Here is a 19486-nt window from a genome sequence, read left to right as displayed (position 1 = left end):
TACGCTAAGCGCTTTGGCTGAGCAATCAAGGCTTTTTCAATGAGCTCTCAATACCAGATAACATTACTTCGCTGGCTGATGCTTGCGGCTCGGGCTGCATTATTTGTGGCAAGTGCAAAGTGAGTATGGTGCCGGGTTTAATTATGCTGGTGGCGGTTAGTTTATTCCACTTTGCAACATCTTTGTGAGGAACATCGTAAAGCTGACTGATACTCCAAATAGAGTCCCCAGGTTTTACTTGGTAATTAACTGCAATAGTTGATACCACATCTTCTTGTTGCTCTAAGTAAGGACTAATATCGTAATCGACGATGAGTGATTTTGGCATGGTGTGAGGCTTTGTTAAACTCAACTGCTCGGCAATTTTAATTAAGTTCGAAGACTTGTTATTCATCTTTTTTAAATCAGCTACTTGCATACCAAAGCGGGTGGCGATGCTGTATAACGTATCACCTTTTTGTACCGTGTACTCTCCAGCAAAATTATTTCTAAATAGCTTACTTTGCAACAAGGTTTGTTGCTCGACAGGCAGGAGTAAGGTATGGGGGCCATTTGGAGAGCTTTGGTTTTTTAAATAACCAGGGTTCAATTTGTGTAGCTGTTTACGCCCCACCCCTGACAAACTAGCGATAACTGAAAAATCGAACTGCTGGCCGATATTAAACTCAGTAGTCAGTGCTTTATTTGCGAGCCTTGGGCGCTTAAGGCCTAGTTCAGGATGTTTTAGTAAATAACTCAGTGCCATTAACTTTGGGATATAGTCGGCAGTTTCTTGAGGCAATGAAAGAGACCAATAATCTGTTTTTTTACCCAAGCGTTTGTTTTTTGCTATGGTTTTTTTTACTCTGCCTTCGCCACTATTGTAGGCTGCTAAAGCATGCAGCCAGTTACCATCAAACCGTTTATGTAAGTAACGTAGATAGGCCAATGCAGCATCAGTTGAGGCTAATACATCTTGACGACCGTCATACCATTGATCGCTTTGTATGCCAAAGTGATAGGCGGTTGCTCCAACTAATTGCCACACCCCAACGGCATGTTCTGATGAGCGAATTGTAGGCCTGAAGTCACTTTCTACAAAAGGTAATAATGCCAACTCCATTGGTAACTTTTGTTGCTCTACACGGCGGACAATATGATACAGATAGGGTGCAGCTCGTTTGTTTACTTTCAGTAAGTAATTAGGTTGTGCTAAATACCATTTAAGACGAGCGGTGGTCTGTGCATTGGTTTGGAAAACAAGGCTTAAATTATTCGCAATGTGTTGCCATAACTCTTCGGCACGTGCAGTTGGTAATGGAGTATTATTTACTGGCACAGGCTCTTTTGGTGACACCTTTATTTGGGGCGTCGCCACAATAAACTCGTTTGCTTCGAGTTGGGGGGCTAAGTCAGGTTCATAGTGGCTGAAGATAGCTGGCCGCTCTGAGTGTTCCTGAGCAGTGTCTTGCTGAGTAAGTTGGCATCCTTGTAAGCCAATAATAAAGCTCAGCAAAAGTATGTATTTCAATTTTATACGAGCCATATAATAAAATCCTTTTATTATTTTAGCGCTATTTTGACAATTTGGCCTTCTTAAGTCCAGCTTCTAGAAACATAGTGAATGCCCGATTACCAATTTCATCAAGCTGATATTGCTGTTTGATCTGTTCAGGAAAAAGCTCAATTAACTCCTCAACCGATTTATCTGGCTGCGCTTTTGTAAGGGTAATAATTGCGTTTAAAAATGCGATTGGTTTAGCTAGTTCAGCTGTATTTAGCTGTTCGCCATGGCCGGGTAAAATAGTCACGAGCTCAGTGTTATTGTGAATTTTTTTGAGCGTTGCTAGCCAGTTTTCTAATTCGCCATGACCAGGGTAGGGCAAGCTATCAACGATATCTGCACCAACTAACACTCTGCCATGATCAGCGGTAATGGTTAAGTCACCTTGAGTGTGAGCCCGATAAGGCGTTAATGTAATAGGGTAGTGACCTAATTCAAGACTAGTCTGCTTTGATACGCTTATCGCTGGTGGGTTTAAACTAAGCTCTCGCCAGCGAAATAAACGTTGTTTAGCAAGGGTTAATTTGTCTCGCCAAATTGTTTGCTGATCTTCAGGCTGATTCGCCAAGCGTTGGTAGCTAAGCTCAATACTTTTTTCATAACCATCTAGTTTATCTTTTAATGCTTGTTGCATTGCTGCAAATTCACTAGCCACTTGCTGATGTACAATTAGTTTGGCATCAGGAAATTCAGCTTGTAATACGGCTAACCCTAACAAGTGGTCATCGTGAAAATGACTCGCCACTAGATAACACAAGGGGGTTTTTAAACGTTGTTTTAATTGCTTGGCAAGGCTTTCAACTTCTGCAAAGTTACCACTTGCATCTACCATCAAAGCACATTTTTTTCCTTCAATGAGTACTTGGTTTGAATCATAAAAGCGTAACTTACTTTGTTGTTTTAAAAATTGAATTTCAGGCGTGATTGTATGCCAGCTAACATTTGCTTGTGCGTTTAACCCAGTAAATAAAAAAAGTAATGCAGCAGCAATTCGCATATTTATTTGCTCGAATATGAGTGAATATGATCGATTGTAAACAAAAAAAGCGCTGTGTGCGCTTTTTAGGGATCGAGATGTTGGCTGAGTTTATCAATTAAACTGTCATGTTGCTGTTCTTGTTTTGCTTGTTGCGATTTCACTTCAAGCAATTCATGACTTAAATGTAATGCAGCCATTAGCAAAGCGTTTTGTTCATTACGAACTGTTGAGCGTTGTTTCATTTGCTCCACCAAGTCATTTAAATTTTGAGCTGCGGCTATAAGGGCATGCTCTTGCCCTTGTGGGCAAGAGAATTCATGTTCCTTACCCAGTAGCTCGACAGTGACTCGCTGACTTTGTGGGGAGCTCATTAGCTAGCCTGTTGAACGCTTTGTAATTTCTCAAGCAGACCAGTAAGTGTACTGCTAGCATCTTTTTGTTTCTCTTCGTTTTCGAGAACTTCAAGTTGCAGAGTTTCGTTTTCATCTAACAGTTTTGCTGTTTGTTCTTGTAAGCTTTTAACTTCGCTTTCAAGTTCACTGTTGCGAAGGATTAATTTGTCGATCAGTTGTTCGAGTTGGGAAAGAGTTTCGTTATTCATAAATGCGCTCATAAAACTGTGATTATTGTCATGCAAATGTAAAGGAAAGTGCCTTGATATGCCAGCATTTACGGCTGTTTTAGCAGATTTTTATTTATTATTAAGGCGTAATTCAGTGTAATGGCTTTTTTATTCATTTATGGTTCACTGAAGCGCCACATTTTCTGTTTATCATGTACAATATGACTATTCATTTTTAATGCAGCTTTTGCATCTGGCGACTTATAAATATGCTTAGTTATCGACATTCTTTCCATGCGGGCAATCCTGCCGATGTTTTAAAACACCTTGTTTTAGCTGAAGTACTTAAATACCAAACTATCAAAGATAAGCCACTCGATTATGTGGATACGCATTCTGGTGCAGGTTTTTTTGAACTGGCTGGTAGTGATGCACAAAAAACACAAGAATATTTAGATGGCATCGCCAAGCTTTGGCATCACCGTAGTGAACATGCGGAACTAAATGACTATATTGAACTTATTAAGTTGTTTAATGAAAATGGTAATTTAGATTTTTACCCGGGCTCACCAAAAATTGCAGAGCACTTCCTACGCCGCCAAGATAATGGCTGGTTTTTTGAATTACATCCGCGCGACTTACAGCTTTTGCAAGACAACATGAAAGGAAAGCGTTCAATTCGCGTGCGTGGCGAAAATGGTTTTCAAGGCTTGGTAGGCTTGTTACCACCAGCCTCTCGGCGTGCGTGTGTATTGATTGACCCTCCATATGAAATTAAAGATGACTATGACACTGTTGTAAAAACGCTTGTCAAAGCACATAAACGTTTCGCAACAGGCACATATATGATTTGGTATCCGGTAGTCGACCGTGAACGAATCGATAGAATGGAAGCAGGATTAATTGCGTCAGGTATGCGCAATATTCAACTTTTTGAATTAGCAACTGAGGCCGATACCGACGTTCATGGCATGACAGCATCGGGTATGATAGTGATCAACCCGCCATGGAAATTAAAGCAAACAATGGATGCGGTATTACCAGAACTTGTTTCATTACTGAGTGATAGCAGTGGTTTTTATCGCAGTGAACAGTTAGTTGAAGAGTAAATAGTTTTGCAAATAAAAAGCCCAACAATCACTGTTGGGCTTTTTTATGCGTTGCCTAAATTTATCTTTATAGTTGTTTATATAAAGTTTAGGTTGCTTTATTTAGTTCATATAAGTGGCTGCAAAGGTAGCAACAGGTTCGCTACTGTCATCAAGCAATATGAGCTTTTCACCATTTATTGTAAATTGAGCAGTCGCAGCTAAAGCTGCAGACATAGCTGCTTCGATATCCATTTGCGAAATACACATTTTTTCGGTGCTTGCTAATGGGTTAAAGGTCAGAGTTTGGCCACTGACTTCATAGCTACCAGAGAAATTATTGCAGCCCAAGAAACCATTGGTTGAGCCATCTTCTTTGAATTGAATAAAAGGCTCTTTGGTTTCGACCGTCACTGCTTCATCATTAATGGTGATAGCTTTCCAGTAAGTGTTTACCAAAGTAACATCTGGCTTTTTAGCAGATACTTTAGAAACGGTTACCTTGTAAACCTCAGCAGTTTCATCTTCGACAAATGGATTGTTATGAGTAGTGCTGATATAAAGCAATTTACCTTGGTTTTCGATGCGAGCACTTACGCTGTAACGGTGACGATCAACGATTTTACTATCATCATATTCAAGAGCCACAGTGTAAGGTGGTGCACCATTTAGTTCAATCTCTTGCTCGCTGATTACATCAGCTTTTGCGTCCATTTTTGAAACATCAGCAAGTTGCACCTTTAGTACTGAGCCTAGTGGTAACATGCTGCGATCTAAGTAAGTAACCTCAGTAGTAAGAGTTTTCATTGTAGATTGCTCTGCTTGTTGGGTACTAGAATTGTCCCCACAACCCGTTAATACAACGCTGCTACCTAACAGCATAAGACTACAAATAGAGGCGTTTTTTAAAGATGAGAAGGTATCCGAAGCCATGATTATTTTCCTTGCGTTACACTATGTAAATAATTAGAAAAGCATAAAGTTCGCTGACTTAATCATAGCTTAATTAATTGAAAATGGGCACAAGGCCCATTTATTTCATGTATTATTTTTTCACGTACTTAGTGAGAATAACAATACGCTGACCTTCTACGCGCCCTTCGATGTGTTCAGGGTTGCTAGTCAGGCCGATATTTCTAACAGCTGTGCCTCGTTTTGCAACTAGGCTACTGCCTTTTACGTCAAGATCTTTTATCAGTGTAACGGTATCACCAGCTTGAAGAACCACACCATTGCTATCGATATGTTTAATGTCATCTTCTTCGGCAAGGGCCATTTGCGCCCATTTAAGGGTATCCTCTTCAAGGTAAATCATGTCTAGCGCGTCTTGTGCCCAACCATTATCCGCAGCTAAGCGTTTTAACATGCGATAAGCCACAACTTGCACAGCGGGTGTTTGACTCCACATGCTATCGTTTAGGCAGTGCCAATGGTTTGCTGTTAGCTCTGCGCTATTGTCAATTTGGTCTTTACAGGTTTGGCACACATAAATGCACTTGTCTGAATGAGCCTCTGTAACAGGGGGGACTTCGTAAACAGATAGGTTATCTGTATTAGTACAAAGTTCACATTGGTTATTACTGCGTTCGATAAGGGCTTGTTCAATGCTCATAGGAGGCTCTTTTAAGTTAACAAGGTAAGAAAAACAGCGCGCAGTATAGCAAAAGTAGGTCCAAAGCGGAATATCCTTAGTTATTGTGGGGGTATGTTTTTCGTATATTTGTTGATGATGGCATCAAGGCGGCCGGATTGTTTTAACTCATCGATAGCCATATTTATCTTTGGTAGCAATGCTTGGTGTTCAGCACGTAGGCGAATTTTTAGGTTACCAAGCGAGTGTAGCGCGCCAAAGTCGATATCAGTATTAAATTGCTGAGCCCAATACAGCGCAGGCAGTTTATCTAGAATGACTACCTCAATACGTTTTAGTTTTAGAGCTTCAATAAGTTGCTTTTCAGAACTAAAATCGACCCGTTTAAAGTGGTTGTCGTCGTAGTAATAATAGCCAAGTATAGTACCAACAGGTTGATTTTTTATGGCCTCAAGCTGTTGCCAATTGGTCACATTACTTTTCAAACTTACTAGGTACTCTTCAATGGTAAATAAGCTATCTGAATAAATAAATTGTGGGTTTTGCTTTTCGGTTTGGCTTAACCATTCAAGGCTAATTACATCAAAGTCGATGTGCCCAAGATGAAGATATTTAACGGTACGTTTGGCTGGCAGCTCTACATGTTTTGCTTGTATGTCAGCGAGCTGCATAACTCGCATGATAATTTCAGGCAATATCCCCGGTTCACGTTTATCGTTTGTGTAATATGGGAAATAGTTTCCAGACCCCGTGACATTGTATTTAAGTACGGGTGGTTGTTCCGCTTGTACAGACCGTGAAAGAAGTAATAAAACTAAGAAAGCCGAGTAAATTAGGGGCAATGGATTATTTGACATCGTTTTCATGTGCCTAGTGTGGTCGGGTTTTTATTTTTTAGCAAGGTGTTCAGCTTTCACTATACTAAGAACAGGAGTAAAGTGGGGGGACAGTATCTGAGCGAGATGTATAATGTCAGAATTAAGTATGGAAGGTGACAAAAGTCAGAGCATGACGCAGTATATAGCCCGGCAGCCAATATTTAATGCTGACAGAAACCTGTATGCCTATGAGTTATTGTACAGGGAATCAAATGATAATGTCTTTCCGGTGGGGACCAGTGATGGTCAAGCTACAGGTCGATTGTTTTTCAATGCCTTGATGTTGATGGGGTTAGAGAAGCTTACAGGTTTTCAACCAGCATTTATCAACTTATCAACTGACGCTATTTTAGATGACTTCCCAAAGTTGTTGCAGCCAACCAGTGCTGTGATAGAAATTGTCGAGCGTGCGACAAGTATCCCGCAAATTATTGGTCGAGTTAAACAATTAAAGCAAGATGGTTACCTTTTTGCTTTAGACGACTACGACGGTGATGATAAGTGGCAAGATGTATTGCCATTAATGGACTTCATAAAAATAGAGGCTGCTGACCCAATCATTAAAACCAATATGACGGTTAAAAAGCTTAAACGCAGCTACCCAAAAGCAAAAGTTATTGTTGAGAGAGTAGAAAGCTACGAAGATTTTCAACAATTAAAAGCGGCTGGTTGTGATTTATTTCAAGGGTATTTTTTTGCGAAGCCAGAATTGCTAAGGTTTGGTAATGTGGAGCCTTCAAAAGTGGCTGTTCTAGAGTTACTCAGCTGCACTGCTCAAACGGCTCTAAATTTTGACCAAATCCAGCAACGTGTAGCCAAAGATATTGCCTTAACAGCTAGAATTTTAAGGTTGGTAAACGCACGAACCAGCAGTACACAACAGACAATTCGCTCAATTTCGCAGGCGGTTATTTATTTAGGTGAAGATGCAATTAGGCAATTTGTTCGTGTATTAGCACTAAGCGAGTTAGGGAACGATAAACCACAAGAGTTAACTAAGCTTGGTTTAACTCGTGCTAAATTTATATCACTGATGCTTGAACCTGCGGGTAAAGAGCTTTCGGAGCAAGGTTATTTAGTGGGTCTTTTGTCTGTATTGGACGCTATTTTAGATGTAAAGCTTGATGCGGTTGTTAAAGAGTTCTCGCTTGGAGCTGAACTTACAAGTGCACTGGTTAAGTTTGATGGAATGCAAGGAGCCAGTTTGCAGCTTGTTATAGCCATGGAAAAAGAACAGTGGCAAACAGCAACCAAGTTACTAAAGATAATTCGTCCGGCAGCGAATATGGATATTGTGTATCGTGCAATGTATGACGCTCGTGCCTATGCTGACAATGTGTTTGACACTTTAGCATCGGTTGCAGACTAATCTCGTTAAGTTAGCTATGATGCCCGCAATGTTTACAGGTAAGGGTTATCAATATGCGTGTTTTTTTCCCCATTGTAATGATTATTGCGGCGTTAGCTTTACTTATACCGGGCGTGACGAGGCCAGTTTTAACCTTAGAAGGTAAAATAGATAAATCGAAGCTTGCTAAAACAGGTATTGAAATGATTGCCGATGAAGGCGATCGCAATACGCGTAGTGTACTAATGATGGCATCAAGCATGTTGGGGCTTGATAAGCTTGAAGGCGAAATCGATGCCTACAAAAAAACGCGCAGCATTTGGGGCACAGTAAATGAGCTTGCCAATAACAAAAACTACCTTGTTGCCGCGTTGGTAGCGGTGTTCTCGATTGTTATTCCCACTTTAAAACTCCTGATGCAATTACTTTATTGTTTCTTACCGATGAATAGATTTAAGCATTTGCTCGGTCAACTCATACAAGGTCTAAGTAAATGGAGCATGGTTGATGTGTTTGTGATTGCGTTGATCGTGTCTTATTTGGCTGGTAACGCCGATGGACAAATGGGCGAACTGATAAAAATGCATGCCGAATTAGGCGATGGATTTTGGTATTTTACTGGTTATTGCCTGTTTGCTATTGCTGCTAGCAGTAGCATTAAAACAGATAAACCCTTGTCGATCGCGTAAATTTCGGGCTACAATTTGGGCAACTAATTTTTAAGGTATGATAATGACGCGACTTTCAAGCTACTTATTGATAGCTATGATGCTGCTCACTTTTGTGGGTCAGTCAGTTGCGTCTGTTGCTATGGTATGTGATATGCCACATGCCAGCATGCAAATGGACCATCATGCTACTATGAGCGCTGACAGCGACATGAGTGATATGGACTGTTGCCATGAAGACGTAATGGATACCAGCGATTGTGCGTGTCCGTTAAATGCCTGTACAGCTCACTCACTCCTGCCGCTAAATGATTTAGTTGTTAAATCAATTAAGCAATCAGAAAAAGTCACAGTGTTAGGCGCCAGCCAGCTTAGTTTCCGTGTAAGTTCTTTATATCGTCCACCTATTACTGCTTAAGCAGGATAGGTCTGTCTAAAATTCAGCAAAACGCTGAAATACACCTCATCCTGCAACCAAAATCTATTGTTTTTTTAACCATTTTTAAGATTTTTGGAGCATGTGATGATTCACAGCAAATTGATTAAGGCGCTTTCTCTTGGCGCAGTATTGATAACCTCAAGTTTAGTGAAAGCAGAGCCGTTGGCACTCAATCAGGTGATTGATTATGCATTGACTCACGAGCCTTGGTTACAGGCAAATAAATACCAGCAACAGGCGATAGAAGCGCAAAGCATTGCGGCCGGTACCTTACCAGATCCAGTATTAACCGTTGGGCTAATGAATTTACCAACCGATGGTTTTGCCTTTGATCAAGAAGGTATGACGCAATTCAAAGTGGGCTTGTCACAACAATTTAGCCGAGGTGATAGCCTTGCCCTACAGCAGCAAGCATTGAAACAATCAGCTGAGCAATACCCTTGGCTGCGTGCAGACCGCCAAGCGCAGGTTAAAGCCATTGTTAGCGAAGCATGGCTAAATGCCTATCGCGCGCAAAAAAGCATTCAACTGATCAACCAAGATAAAGCCTTATTTAATCAACTTATTGATATTACAGAAGCAAGCTATGCCAATACACTTGGCGCAACTCGCCAGCAGGATATTATTCGCGCTCAGCTAGAGCTGACTCGGCTTGAAGATAAGCTGGTGATGTTAGAGCAACAGTTTGATAGTGCCAAAAAGCGACTAGCACAATGGCTACCTATTGAAATGCTAAACGGTGCCGTGAGCGATGACAATACTAAGGTGGCTGCACTAATGCCTTATCAAGAGCTTGCACCATCGGGGGTGACTGAAGTGTTGATGAGTCACCCGGCAATTATTGCTATTGATCATGCAATGCGTGCTAAAAACACCCAAGTGCAAGTGGCTAAAGAAGCGTATAAGCCGCAATTTGGTATGAACCTAGGCTATGGCTATCGTGACGACACACCTATGGGTGACTCTCGCGCTGACTTGTTCTCTATAGGGGTGAGTGTTGATTTACCGCTGTTCACTGATAACCGTCAAGATCAACAAGTCAATGCCGCAATAGCTAGTGCAGAGGCAGTAAAAACCAACAAACTTATTACCCTACAAAAATTGCAAGGTCAGTATTTTAAAGAGCTTAGCCAGTTGAGCCGACTAGCCCAGCGCAAAGCACTGTATCAACAGCAGCTATTACCGCAAATGGCTGAGCAAGCCGAAGCGACTTTAAATGCTTACACCAACGATGATGGAGACTTTTCAGAAGTGATGCGCGCACGTATCAGCGAACTTAACGCAAAAATTGATGCGTTGAATATCGAAATAGACAAACAAATAACCCTCTCTCGCCTTAACTATTACGCAGCAGCAAAAGATAACCAAATAAATGCAGCACAAAGCCAAGGAGCTACAAATGAATAACACAGTGAAATTAGTTATCGCCTTGGCGGTAGGTGCGGCATTGGCAACGGCTGTAAATAAACTAGCTGAGCCAGATCATGGAGCTATGCCAAGCGCTGAGAAAAAGCCGTTATATTGGGTAGCGCCTATGGACAGTAATTATCGCCGTGATGAACCGGGTTTATCGCCAATGGGTATGGAATTAGTCCCCGTTTATGAGGAGCAAAGTAGCGCTGAAGACAGCCCAGGTACTGTGAGAATCTCACCAGCGGTCGTTAATAATTTAGGAGTAAGAACGACGCCTGTACGTTTTAAATCATTACAAACGACGGTTGATACGGTTGGCTATGTGCAATACGACCAAGACCAATTAGTGCATATTCACCCTCGTGTCGAAGGCTGGATAGAAACCTTATATGTTAAAGCCGCAGGTGACCAAGTTAAGCAAGGCGAGCCACTTTATACCTTGTATTCTCCACAGTTAGTGAATGCACAAGAAGAGCTACTGCTTGCCCTTAAACGTAACAACGCAGTGCTTATACGTGCGGCCAAAGCACGCTTAGCCTCACTGAATGTTTCTGACGATTTTATTGCGCGATTAGAGCAAAGCCAAAAGGTCAGACAAAACATTACCTTTTATGCCAAGCAAAGTGGCGTATTGGATGAGCTAAATATCCGCGAAGGCTTCTTCGTAAAACCTGGCACAACCATGATGAGTATTGCTCATCTAGAAGAAGTGTGGGTTGAGGCGGAAGTTTTCGAGCGCCAAGCAGGGCTTATCCATAAAGGCTTGCCAGTTACTATGACATTAGATTACTTACCGGGTAAACGCTGGCAGGGCGAGGTCGATTATATTTACCCAACCCTTGATGAGAAAAACCGTACCCTTCGCGTGCGCTTACGTTTTGCCAACCAAGATGGCTTACTAAAACCAAATATGTTTGCTGAAGTGAGTATTACTACCAAGCCGACTGAGCCGCAATTAGTCATCGCAAAAGAAGCGGTGATCCGTACAGGTAGCCAAGACCGTGTTGTAATCGATTTAGGTGAAGGGCGCTTTAAGTCAGTCGCCGTGACGCTAGGTCGTAGTGATAATCATGATGTCGAAATTTTATCAGGCTTACTGAAAGACGATAACGTAGTGGTGTCAGCGCAGTTCTTAATAGACTCAGAATCAAGCAAAAGCTCTGACTTTATGCGTATGCAAGAGCCGGATACTGATAGTGCAATGGTCAATGGCGTGATCAACAGCATTGACCGCGAAGCCCGAACTGCCGTGATCAGTCGCGAAGCCATCCCTAAATGGGGGCGAGATGCAGCAACCATGGAGTTTCATTTTTCGCCACGCATCGATATGTCTAGTTTGCAAAGCGATGATGAAGTGCATTTTACCTTTAAGCTGGTTGATGGTGAGTTTGTGATTTTTGACATTATGACCATGAGCCACCCTATGCAAGGAGAAATGCAATGATAGCAGCCGTGATCCGTTGGTCAGTCGGTAATCGCTTCTTTGTATTACTGCTGTCTTTAATGTTGGCGGGCTTTGGGATTTTTTCTTTAAAGAATACCCCAGTTGATGCCTTGCCTGACTTATCTGATATACAGGTTATTGTAAAAACGTCTTACCCAGGACAAGCGCCACAGGTGGTGCAAGATCAAGTAACGTTTCCGATCACCACGGCCATGTTGTCGGTGCCGGGTGCTGAAACGGTCAGGGGCTTTTCGTTTTTTGGTGACTCTTACGTATACGTTATTTTTAACGAAGACACCGACCTTTACTGGGCTCGGAGTCGGGTGCAAGAGTATTTGAGTCAAGTAAGTGCTCGCTTACCTGATTCAGCAAGGCCTGAACTTGGCCCTGATGCAACAGGGGTGGGTTGGATTTACCTGTATGCGCTGGTGGATAAAACCGGTAAACACGATATTAGCCAGCTACGAAGCCTGCAAGATTGGTTTTTAAAGTTTGAGCTGCAAACTGTGCCGGGCGTATCAGAAGTAGCGTCTGTTGGTGGTATGGTTAAGCAGTATCAGGTGAATGTCGACCCGGATAAATTGCGTGCTTATGGTATTCCGCTAAGTTTAATTCAAACAGCAATTAAGCAAGGTAACCAAGAGCGTGGTGCCTCAGTGGTCGAAATGGCAGAGGCCGAATACATGGTATCGAGCACAGGTTACATCAAAAGTGTGGCCGATTTAGAGGCCATTCCGCTGGGTACTAATGCCAATGGTACGCCACTGCAATTACGCGATGTGGCCGATATAAAACTTGGGCCGCAAATGCGCCGTGGTATTGCTGAATTAAACGGCGAAGGCGAAGTAACTGGTGGTGTGGTGGTGATGCGCTTTGGAGAAAACGCCGAAGCAACCATTAAACTCGTAAAAGAAAAGCTAGAGTCGCTCAAAAAAGGCCTGCCAGAGGGCGTCGAAATCATTCCAGTGTACGACCGTTCAAACCTTATTACCCAAGCGCTTGATAACTTAAGCTCAAAGTTAATTGAAGAGTTAATCGTCGTGGCCTTAGTGTGTGTGGTGTTTTTATTCCATATACGCTCATCGATCGTAGCCATTATCACGTTGCCAATGGGTATTTTAACGGCTTTTGTGGTGATGTATTGGCAAGGTATAAACGCCAACATCATGTCGCTTGGCGGCATAGCGATTGCTATTGGTGCAATGACAGATGGTGCTATCGTGATGATAGAAAATATGCACAAGCATATGGAGAAAACCCCTCTGACCGATGAGAACCGCTGGCAAGTCGTGATGGACTCAGCCTCAGAAGTCGGGCCCGCGTTATTCTTTAGTTTATTAATTATCACCGTCAGCTTTATGCCAGTGTTTATTCTAGAAGCACAAGAAGGCCGTATGTTCTCGCCACTGGCTTATACAAAAACCTATGCCATGGCAGCTTCGGCTGGTTTAGCGATTACACTGGTGCCGGTGTTAATGGGCTACTTTATTCGCGGTAAGGTTATATCGGAGCAGAAAAACCCTGTTAACCGGTTATTGGTGGCAGCGTATAAACCCTTATTAAATGCGGTATTAAAAGCGCCGAAAACAACTCTGTTACTCGCTGTGGTTTTGGCTGCTATTGGTTTTTACCCAGTTAATAAAATTGGTAGTGAGTTTATTCCTCCCCTTGATGAGGGCGACTTAATGTACATGCCAACTACTTACCCGGGTATTTCAATAGGTAAGGCCCGTGAAATCTTACAGCAGACCGATAAGTTAATTGCCAGTGTGCCAGAGGTCGAGTCGGTATTCGGTAAGGTAGGTCGTGCAGATACTGCAACAGATCCGGCGCCACTCACCATGATCGAAACCTTTATTCAGTTAAAGCCAAAGTCACAGTGGCGCGAGGGCATGACAACCGAGAAACTGAAAAAAGAGCTCGATAATCTGGTTAAGTTCCCAGGGCTCACTAATGCGTGGGTTATGCCAATCAAAACGCGAATCGACATGCTTGCCACTGGTATTAAAACGCCTGTGGGGATCAAAGTTGCTGGTCCAAAGCTGAGTGAAATTCAAAAAATCGGTGAGCAAATTGAAGTCATCTTAAAAGACTTACCGGGCACGGCTTCGGTGTACTCTGAGCGTGTTGCCGGCGGTCGCTACATCAAAGTCGATATCAACCGTGAAAAAGCAGCGCGTTATGGTTTGAATATTGCTGATGTACAACAGGTTGTTGCTACTGCTATCGGTGGTATGAATGTGACCGAAACCGTTGAAGGGCAAGAGCGTTACCCTGTTAACTTGCGTTACCCACAAGATTATCGTGACTCGCCAGAAGAGCTTAAGTTGCTACCGATCGTGACGCCAAATGGACAGCGCATCGCATTGGCTGATGTTGCTCATGTCTTTATTGAAGATGGCCCGCCGGGTATTAAAAGTGAAAATGCGCGTATTAATGGCTGGAGCTTAATCGACATTGAAGGCAGTGATATCGGCAGTTATGTTGAGCGTGCGCAACAAGCGCTGCATGAGCAACTCGAGCTACCTGCTGGTTACTCAATTACGTGGGCAGGGCAATATGAATATATGGAGCGTGCTAAAGCTAAGCTTAGCTACGTATTGCCATTAACCTTGGCAATTATTGTGGTGCTGTTATACCTCAATTTTAGAAGCTTTACTGAGGTGGCAATGATCATGTTGACCTTACCGCTTGCGATGATAGGGGGTATTTGGTTGATGTACCTTGAAGGATTTAACTTCTCGGTAGCCGTTGGAGTCGGCTTTATAGCCTTAGCTGGGGTTGCTGTAGAAATTGGCGTGATCATGCTGGTTTATCTCAACCAAGCTTATCAAGATGCTAAAGCGCAATCAGCACAATTTACGGTTACAGAGCTGCGCCAAGCAATCATCAATGGTGCGGGCCTTCGGGTGAGACCTGTAATGATGACAGTTGCCACCATTATTATCGGTTTACTGCCTGTGCTTTATGGCACTGGAACGGGTAGTGAAGTGATGAGCCGAATAGCAGCACCTATGGTTGGCGGAATGCTCAGTGCCATTGTTTTAACGCTACTTGTGTTACCTGCGCTTTATTTTATTTGGCGTAAACGAGATCTATAAATTTTACAGTCAGTGTGTAACTTGTACGCTTTCACTTGCTACAAGTTACACATTTCATTTTTAACATCATGATAATTAATGTGTTTTTTACTGGTGTGATTTATGCAGTGTCTTATTAAATTGATTTTGATAAGGAATGCACATGCAAGTTAAAACAATACAGCAAGTTTATGATTGGACCGTGTTATTTCATACCCAAATGGCGGCCAACTTCCATAATGTTAAAGACTTACTGGACGAGCACAATCAAATGCTGGTGGAGTATTATCTGCAATACGAGAAAAAATTGGCAGAAGATCTGGTTGGCTTTAAAGCCATTACAGAACTGAACACACTTGATACTTATTGCTACGAGTACTTTTCAGACAACCCAGATTTGATCACGTTTGATGATATTAGTACTGATCAAAAAATTGATGAAAAGGCCATTCAAGTATATTTAACGACACAGCATCAAAAGGTTATTGATTTATATGAATACCTTGTATCGCGTGCCGAAACTGCTGCAACGATTGAAAAGCTCGAGCGTTTACTAGAGCTTGAACATCAAGGTCTTAAGCAAATGATGCAAAGCTCAAACCGTCATATGGATATGTAATCGATTAACCTATTAATCCGCTTAATGAAAATCGAGTAAGAAGCCGACCTTTTTAAGGTGTTTTTGCTCTTGCTGTAAATCCGCCAAAAGCAAGGTATGTTCTTTAAGCCACTTATTGTGAAACTTTAAGAACATACTATTTTGCTTGGCTGTGACCTCAAGATCAAAACCTTGGTCAGTAATGCGCTTTTGATTTAGCAATACTGCTAAGCGCAAAATAACAATTAACTGCAATATTTCGTAATGCTGCATGGTATGCAGAGCTGGAAAATCTTCTAAACGGATCTTTTTACGATAAAAGCGGATCATACAGCTAAGTAGTGTTTGTTGTTGCTGTGTGAAGCCCGGTAATTGACTGTTTGCTACGATATACGCACTGTGTTTATGTATTCCTGATGAATTAACCCCTAAGCCAATTTCATGCAGCTGCGCGGCCCAATCCAGTAAGTTGACATAGTCAGGGTCGGTAAGTTGCCATGCCCCTTTTACCTGTTCAAACAGCCACTTTGCAGTTGTCGATACACGATTAGCATGCTCTTTATCTATGGCATTACGCTCAGATAGGTTCGCAATAGTATTAGTGCGAATATCTTTATGGGCGAGCTTTTGCTGCATTTCATGAAGTAAACCTTCACGCAACGAGTAATCGCTGTATTGCATCGCGTCGATTTTAAACTGCCTAAATACCGCGATTAAAATAGCCAAACCACCACAAATACTCGCTTGTCGCTCAGGTGTAAGACCTTCAATTTGCAGCGCAGCTATTTGTTTAGCAGCAATAAACTGGGTTTTTAGTTCTAATAATCGCTCTAATGTAATCAGCTCTTGCTCGGCATCATTGGCATTAATCATAGCAAGGATAGATTTTATTGTGCCTGATGTTCCCACTACAGATTGCCAGCCAGCCGATAAGTAATTGGCAAAGATCACTTCGAGTTCTTGTTCAGCGCGAACCTCCGCTTTGGCAAAGCGCTTAGCTGTGATTTGTCCATCTGCAAAAAACTGCTTGGTATAGCTAACACAGCCCATGTTGCGACTAGCAAGGAGTTTGTGTTTAAAGTGTTTACCAATGATGAGCTCGGTACTGCCGCCACCGATATCAATAACTAAGCGGTTTTCATCGTGATGAATGTAATGGGCAACGCCTTGGTAAATTAAACGGGCTTCTTCTTGCCCTGAAATCACTTCAATCGGGTAAGGAAACACCTTACTTGCTTGAGTTAAGAATGAATGAATGTTTTTCGCGCGGCGTAATGTGTAAGTGGCAGCTACTTTGACATTCTCTAAAGGGAAGTCTTGCAAGGTAGTGGCAAATTGTTTGAGAATGGCCAGTGCGCGCTCGATAGCTTCTTGGCTTAAGTGATTTTTATCATCTAAACCATCAGCTAAATAAACGCGCTGCTTTTCTTTGTGTAAGATTTGCAAAGAGCCATCGACCTCTCTTGCCACCACTAAATGAAAACTGTTTGAGCCTAAATCAACGGCAGCAATTGAGGGGTAATCATTCATTATTATAGTTACTTTCCCATTTTTTAAGGTGGTCATAAATGGCAATTTGCGAACGAATTTTCTTACGATTGCCACGGCGTACATAGCTGTTTTTTTGTTCGCTATCGATTATGCGCGCTTTTGTTCTATCTTTAAACTGTAGCTCAAGAATATCAATTATGAGCTGCTTTAATTTTTCATCATAAATGGGTGTAGCTACTTCTACACGGTGATCTAGATTCCGGGTCATCCAGTCTGCTGATGAAATATACACTTTTTCGTCACCATTATTGTGAAACACCATAACCCGAGGGTGCTCTAAAAAGCGGTCAACAATACTAATAATACGAATATTATCGTTAACGACAGAGGGCACTAACGAACACATGCCACGCACAATAATACGAATTTTTACACCGCGTCTTGCTGCAAAATAGAGATGGTCAACCAGCTCTTTATCAACAAGATTATTTATTTTTAGCGTAATTCGACCAGCTTTTCCGTGTTCTACGTTGGTAATCTCATTATCTATCAAGGAGGTAATAGTTTGTCTTGCGTTGACTGGTGAAATCATTAAGTGATCAAATTGAAATGGCTTATAGCTACTTTCGATAAACTTAAACACACTATCGCACTCTTCACTAATACCTTCATGCCTAGTAAATAAACTAAAGTCAGTGTAGATTTTGGCGGTTTTTTCATGGAAGTTACCCGTGCCAATATGGGCGTACTTCACTATGTTGTTTTTTTCTTTACGGTGAATAACGCATAGTTTGCTGTGCACTTTTAGTGCAGGAATACCAAAAATAACTTTAACACCCGCATTACTCAGGGTTTTTGCCCATTCAATATTGTTTTGTTCATCAAAGCGCGCTTTCAACTCAACCATTACAGTTACGTGTTTGCCATTTTTGGCGGCATTAATAAGCGTAGAAACCAGGCGAGACTGACTCGCTACACGATAAATATTGACCTTAATTTGGGTTACATCTGGGTCAAACGCCGCTTGGCGTACAAACTCAAGTAAGTGGTTAAAGGTGTGGTAGGGGTAATAGAGCAATATGTCTTGATGTGAGATGGCATCAAATACGCTCGAGTGATTATTAAAAGCAGTGCTTTGTAATGCAGGCAGTGGTTTGTTTTCTAAGTACTGACGGCCAACATTCGGAAAAGCAATAAAATCGCGGAAATTACGGTAACGACCGCCTGGGATCAGCGCATCATGTTGGCTTATATTAAGGCGCTTTTTCATTACTTTAAGCATTTCATCAGGCATGCTCTCGTCATAAACAAGGCGAACAGGCTCAGCTGAAATACGTTGTTTTAGGCCCTTCGACATTTTATCGAGTAAGCCTTCTTCGAGCTCGTCATCTAGATTGTACTCGGCATCACGGGTTAGTTTGATGGCATAACATTGAATATCATCAAAACTAAAAAAGCTGCTAAATACATCGTGAATAAAGTAGGCGATGATGTCATCAAGCATCACAATAGTTTTATGGCGGCGTGTTTTTTCAGGAGGCAAAATAACAAAACGAGATACGCGGTCAGTTGGCACTTCTAGCATGGCATAATGACTTTTTTGATTGGTCATTTCGACAAAAAAATAAGTCATGGTGTCGTTGATTTGATCTGAATAGTCTTTCTTTTCAGAAATCAAAATCGGCAATATATGTTGCAGCACATTGTCGTGGAAGAACTTTCTCAGCCAAGTTAAATGAAATTCAGATAATTCTTCAGGTAGCTCTACGTGAATATTGTGCTCGTTTAAATCATTTAAAATATCTTTATGAATTTGATTAAATTTTTTACCAAGCTGTAGCACTTTACTTTGGATCTGATGAAGTAGTATCTCATCTTCTTCAAAGTTCGCATCAGGGATTTTATTAAGTAAAATTCGGCGCTTAACATCGGCAACACGGACACGGAAAAACTCATCCATGTTGTTTGAGTAAATACCTAAAAAGCGCATGCGCTCAATAATCGGGTTCGATTTATCTTTGGCTTCTTGCAGCACGCGTTCATTAAAAGACAGCCAACTAAGCTCTTTATCAAAGTAACTCACGGTGTGGGCAGAGTGTGATGCGTTCATCATGATTTCCAACGTTTATACCAAGTTAGAATATAGAGGACGCAGATGACGGTTGTATTAAAATACTCAAGCTGCCTCTAGATACCGTTTCAGTTGGAATTAAAAGCGATTTAGGCAAGGCATTGAATGCAAAGAATGGTTGCTCCCTTGTTAAATTCAATAACGCAGAATAAATCGCTTTTAAACCAACCCATAGGGCGATTCTCTGGGGCTTACTCTCTGCGTTGTTACTTTTTAAAAGGGAATGCCATTCC

At 41.8% G+C, this 19486-nt stretch carries 17 protein-coding genes; 8 read left to right on the top strand and 9 right to left on the bottom strand.

The window, feature by feature from the left end:
- Nucleotides 1–25: 25 nt before the first annotated feature.
- The 4 genes from AAEU31_RS11910 to AAEU31_RS11895 all read right to left on the bottom strand — a co-directional run bounded on the left by AAEU31_RS11910 (nucleotide 26) and on the right by AAEU31_RS11895 (nucleotide 3123).
- Nucleotides 26–1510 (bottom strand): LysM peptidoglycan-binding domain-containing protein, encoded by a 1485-nt coding sequence (locus tag AAEU31_RS11910; protein ID WP_421967361.1) that lies wholly within the window; start codon nucleotides 1508–1510, stop codon nucleotides 26–28.
- A gap of 43 nt (nucleotides 1511–1553) precedes the next feature.
- The gene (locus AAEU31_RS11905; RefSeq protein WP_135923291.1) at nucleotides 1554–2540 is read right to left on the bottom strand and encodes an MBL fold metallo-hydrolase; all 987 of its coding nucleotides are present in this window, start codon (nucleotides 2538–2540) and stop codon (nucleotides 1554–1556) included.
- A gap of 65 nt (nucleotides 2541–2605) precedes the next feature.
- Entirely contained in the window at nucleotides 2606–2893 is a 288-nt protein-coding gene (locus AAEU31_RS11900) for a cell division protein ZapA (RefSeq protein ID WP_135923292.1), read from the bottom strand.
- Nucleotides 2893–3123 (bottom strand): DUF904 domain-containing protein, encoded by a 231-nt coding sequence (locus AAEU31_RS11895; RefSeq protein ID WP_130050403.1) that lies wholly within the window; start codon nucleotides 3121–3123, stop codon nucleotides 2893–2895. The genes AAEU31_RS11900 and AAEU31_RS11895 overlap by 1 nt, the downstream gene beginning before the upstream one ends.
- A gap of 230 nt (nucleotides 3124–3353) precedes the next feature.
- Between AAEU31_RS11895 and AAEU31_RS11890 the strand changes: the two genes are divergently transcribed.
- Nucleotides 3354–4193, top strand: a complete 840-nt coding sequence (locus AAEU31_RS11890) for a 23S rRNA (adenine(2030)-N(6))-methyltransferase RlmJ (protein ID WP_235383130.1) — start codon at nucleotides 3354–3356, stop codon at nucleotides 4191–4193.
- Between the two features lie 102 nt (nucleotides 4194–4295).
- On the opposite strand, the gene AAEU31_RS11885 is transcribed toward AAEU31_RS11890, so the two are convergent.
- The 3 genes from AAEU31_RS11885 to AAEU31_RS11875 all read right to left on the bottom strand — a co-directional run bounded on the left by AAEU31_RS11885 (nucleotide 4296) and on the right by AAEU31_RS11875 (nucleotide 6620).
- Nucleotides 4296–5105, bottom strand: coding sequence for an META domain-containing protein (locus AAEU31_RS11885; protein WP_421967301.1), 810 nt, complete (start codon nucleotides 5103–5105; stop codon nucleotides 4296–4298).
- A 112-nt stretch (nucleotides 5106–5217) separates the two neighbouring features.
- Complete coding sequence (locus AAEU31_RS11880) at nucleotides 5218–5784, bottom strand: PhnA domain-containing protein (RefSeq protein ID WP_135923295.1); 567 nt, start codon at nucleotides 5782–5784, stop codon at nucleotides 5218–5220.
- An 80-nt stretch (nucleotides 5785–5864) separates the two neighbouring features.
- The gene (locus AAEU31_RS11875) at nucleotides 5865–6620 is read right to left on the bottom strand and encodes a substrate-binding periplasmic protein (RefSeq protein ID WP_421967300.1); all 756 of its coding nucleotides are present in this window, start codon (nucleotides 6618–6620) and stop codon (nucleotides 5865–5867) included.
- A gap of 112 nt (nucleotides 6621–6732) precedes the next feature.
- On the opposite strand from AAEU31_RS11875, the gene AAEU31_RS11870 reads away from it, so the two are divergent.
- From AAEU31_RS11870 to AAEU31_RS11840, 7 genes are all read left to right on the top strand, one after another.
- Entirely contained in the window at nucleotides 6733–8010 is a 1278-nt protein-coding gene (locus AAEU31_RS11870) for an EAL and HDOD domain-containing protein (protein ID WP_421967299.1), read from the top strand.
- Between the two features lie 53 nt (nucleotides 8011–8063).
- On the top strand, nucleotides 8064–8678 hold the full coding sequence (locus AAEU31_RS11865) for a paraquat-inducible protein A (RefSeq protein WP_421967298.1): 615 nt from the start codon (nucleotides 8064–8066) through the stop codon (nucleotides 8676–8678).
- A 43-nt stretch (nucleotides 8679–8721) separates the two neighbouring features.
- A complete protein-coding gene (locus AAEU31_RS11860; protein WP_421967297.1) occupies nucleotides 8722–9075 on the top strand; it encodes a hypothetical protein in 354 nt (117 codons plus the stop codon).
- Nucleotides 9076–9180: 105 nt separating this feature from the next.
- Nucleotides 9181–10503 carry a TolC family protein gene (locus tag AAEU31_RS11855; RefSeq protein WP_421967296.1) on the top strand — a complete coding sequence of 441 codons (1323 nt, stop codon included), beginning with the start codon at nucleotides 9181–9183 and terminating at the stop codon, nucleotides 10501–10503.
- Nucleotides 10496–11953 carry an efflux RND transporter periplasmic adaptor subunit gene (locus tag AAEU31_RS11850; protein ID WP_421967295.1) on the top strand — a complete coding sequence of 486 codons (1458 nt, stop codon included), beginning with the start codon at nucleotides 10496–10498 and terminating at the stop codon, nucleotides 11951–11953. Before AAEU31_RS11855 ends, AAEU31_RS11850 begins: the two co-directional genes overlap by 8 nt.
- On the top strand, nucleotides 11950–15054 hold the full coding sequence (locus tag AAEU31_RS11845) for an efflux RND transporter permease subunit (RefSeq protein ID WP_138556699.1): 3105 nt from the start codon (nucleotides 11950–11952) through the stop codon (nucleotides 15052–15054). Before AAEU31_RS11850 ends, AAEU31_RS11845 begins: the two co-directional genes overlap by 4 nt.
- A 142-nt stretch (nucleotides 15055–15196) precedes the next feature.
- The gene (locus AAEU31_RS11840) at nucleotides 15197–15652 is read left to right on the top strand and encodes a hypothetical protein (protein WP_135923302.1); all 456 of its coding nucleotides are present in this window, start codon (nucleotides 15197–15199) and stop codon (nucleotides 15650–15652) included.
- A 21-nt stretch (nucleotides 15653–15673) separates the two neighbouring features.
- Here AAEU31_RS11840 and ppx read toward each other — a convergent pair whose 3' ends face one another.
- Nucleotides 15674–17161, bottom strand: a complete 1488-nt coding sequence (ppx, locus tag AAEU31_RS11835; RefSeq protein WP_421967294.1) for an exopolyphosphatase — start codon at nucleotides 17159–17161, stop codon at nucleotides 15674–15676.
- The gene (ppk1, locus tag AAEU31_RS11830; RefSeq protein WP_421967293.1) at nucleotides 17154–19232 is read right to left on the bottom strand and encodes a polyphosphate kinase 1; all 2079 of its coding nucleotides are present in this window, start codon (nucleotides 19230–19232) and stop codon (nucleotides 17154–17156) included. Before ppk1 ends, ppx begins: the two co-directional genes overlap by 8 nt.
- Nucleotides 19233–19486 lie beyond the last annotated feature (254 nt).

The sequence above is a fragment of the Pseudoalteromonas thalassia genome (assembly GCF_049257215.1).
In the GTDB taxonomy this organism is placed as follows: Bacteria; Pseudomonadota; Gammaproteobacteria; order Enterobacterales; family Alteromonadaceae; genus Pseudoalteromonas; species Pseudoalteromonas lipolytica_C.
Note: the sequence above shows the minus strand (reverse complement) of the source record. Positions and strands in the feature narration are given on the sequence as shown.

What these genes read in the sequence shown, in the direction of transcription:
- AAEU31_RS11900 (WP_135923292.1), bottom strand. Translation starts at nt 2,893, where the DNA reads ATGAGCTCCCCACAAAGTCAGCGAGTCACTGTCGAGCTACTGGGTAAG.
- AAEU31_RS11840 (WP_135923302.1), top strand. Translation starts at nt 15,197, where the DNA reads ATGCAAGTTAAAACAATACAGCAAGTTTATGATTGGACCGTGTTATTT.
- AAEU31_RS11865 (WP_421967298.1), top strand. Translation starts at nt 8,064, where the DNA reads ATGCGTGTTTTTTTCCCCATTGTAATGATTATTGCGGCGTTAGCTTTA.
- AAEU31_RS11905 (WP_135923291.1), bottom strand. Translation starts at nt 2,540, where the DNA reads ATGCGAATTGCTGCTGCATTACTTTTTTTATTTACTGGGTTAAACGCA.
- AAEU31_RS11855 (WP_421967296.1), top strand. Translation starts at nt 9,181, where the DNA reads ATGATTCACAGCAAATTGATTAAGGCGCTTTCTCTTGGCGCAGTATTG.
- ppk1 (WP_421967293.1), bottom strand. Translation starts at nt 19,232, where the DNA reads ATGAACGCATCACACTCTGCCCACACCGTGAGTTACTTTGATAAAGAG.
- AAEU31_RS11885 (WP_421967301.1), bottom strand. Translation starts at nt 5,105, where the DNA reads ATGGCTTCGGATACCTTCTCATCTTTAAAAAACGCCTCTATTTGTAGT.
- AAEU31_RS11870 (WP_421967299.1), top strand. Translation starts at nt 6,733, where the DNA reads ATGTCAGAATTAAGTATGGAAGGTGACAAAAGTCAGAGCATGACGCAG.
- AAEU31_RS11845 (WP_138556699.1), top strand. Translation starts at nt 11,950, where the DNA reads ATGATAGCAGCCGTGATCCGTTGGTCAGTCGGTAATCGCTTCTTTGTA.
- AAEU31_RS11895 (WP_130050403.1), bottom strand. Translation starts at nt 3,123, where the DNA reads ATGAATAACGAAACTCTTTCCCAACTCGAACAACTGATCGACAAATTA.
- AAEU31_RS11860 (WP_421967297.1), top strand. Translation starts at nt 8,722, where the DNA reads ATGACGCGACTTTCAAGCTACTTATTGATAGCTATGATGCTGCTCACT.
- AAEU31_RS11890 (WP_235383130.1), top strand. Translation starts at nt 3,354, where the DNA reads ATGCTTAGTTATCGACATTCTTTCCATGCGGGCAATCCTGCCGATGTT.
- AAEU31_RS11850 (WP_421967295.1), top strand. Translation starts at nt 10,496, where the DNA reads ATGAATAACACAGTGAAATTAGTTATCGCCTTGGCGGTAGGTGCGGCA.
- ppx (WP_421967294.1), bottom strand. Translation starts at nt 17,161, where the DNA reads ATGAATGATTACCCCTCAATTGCTGCCGTTGATTTAGGCTCAAACAGT.
- AAEU31_RS11880 (WP_135923295.1), bottom strand. Translation starts at nt 5,784, where the DNA reads ATGAGCATTGAACAAGCCCTTATCGAACGCAGTAATAACCAATGTGAA.
- AAEU31_RS11875 (WP_421967300.1), bottom strand. Translation starts at nt 6,620, where the DNA reads ATGTCAAATAATCCATTGCCCCTAATTTACTCGGCTTTCTTAGTTTTA.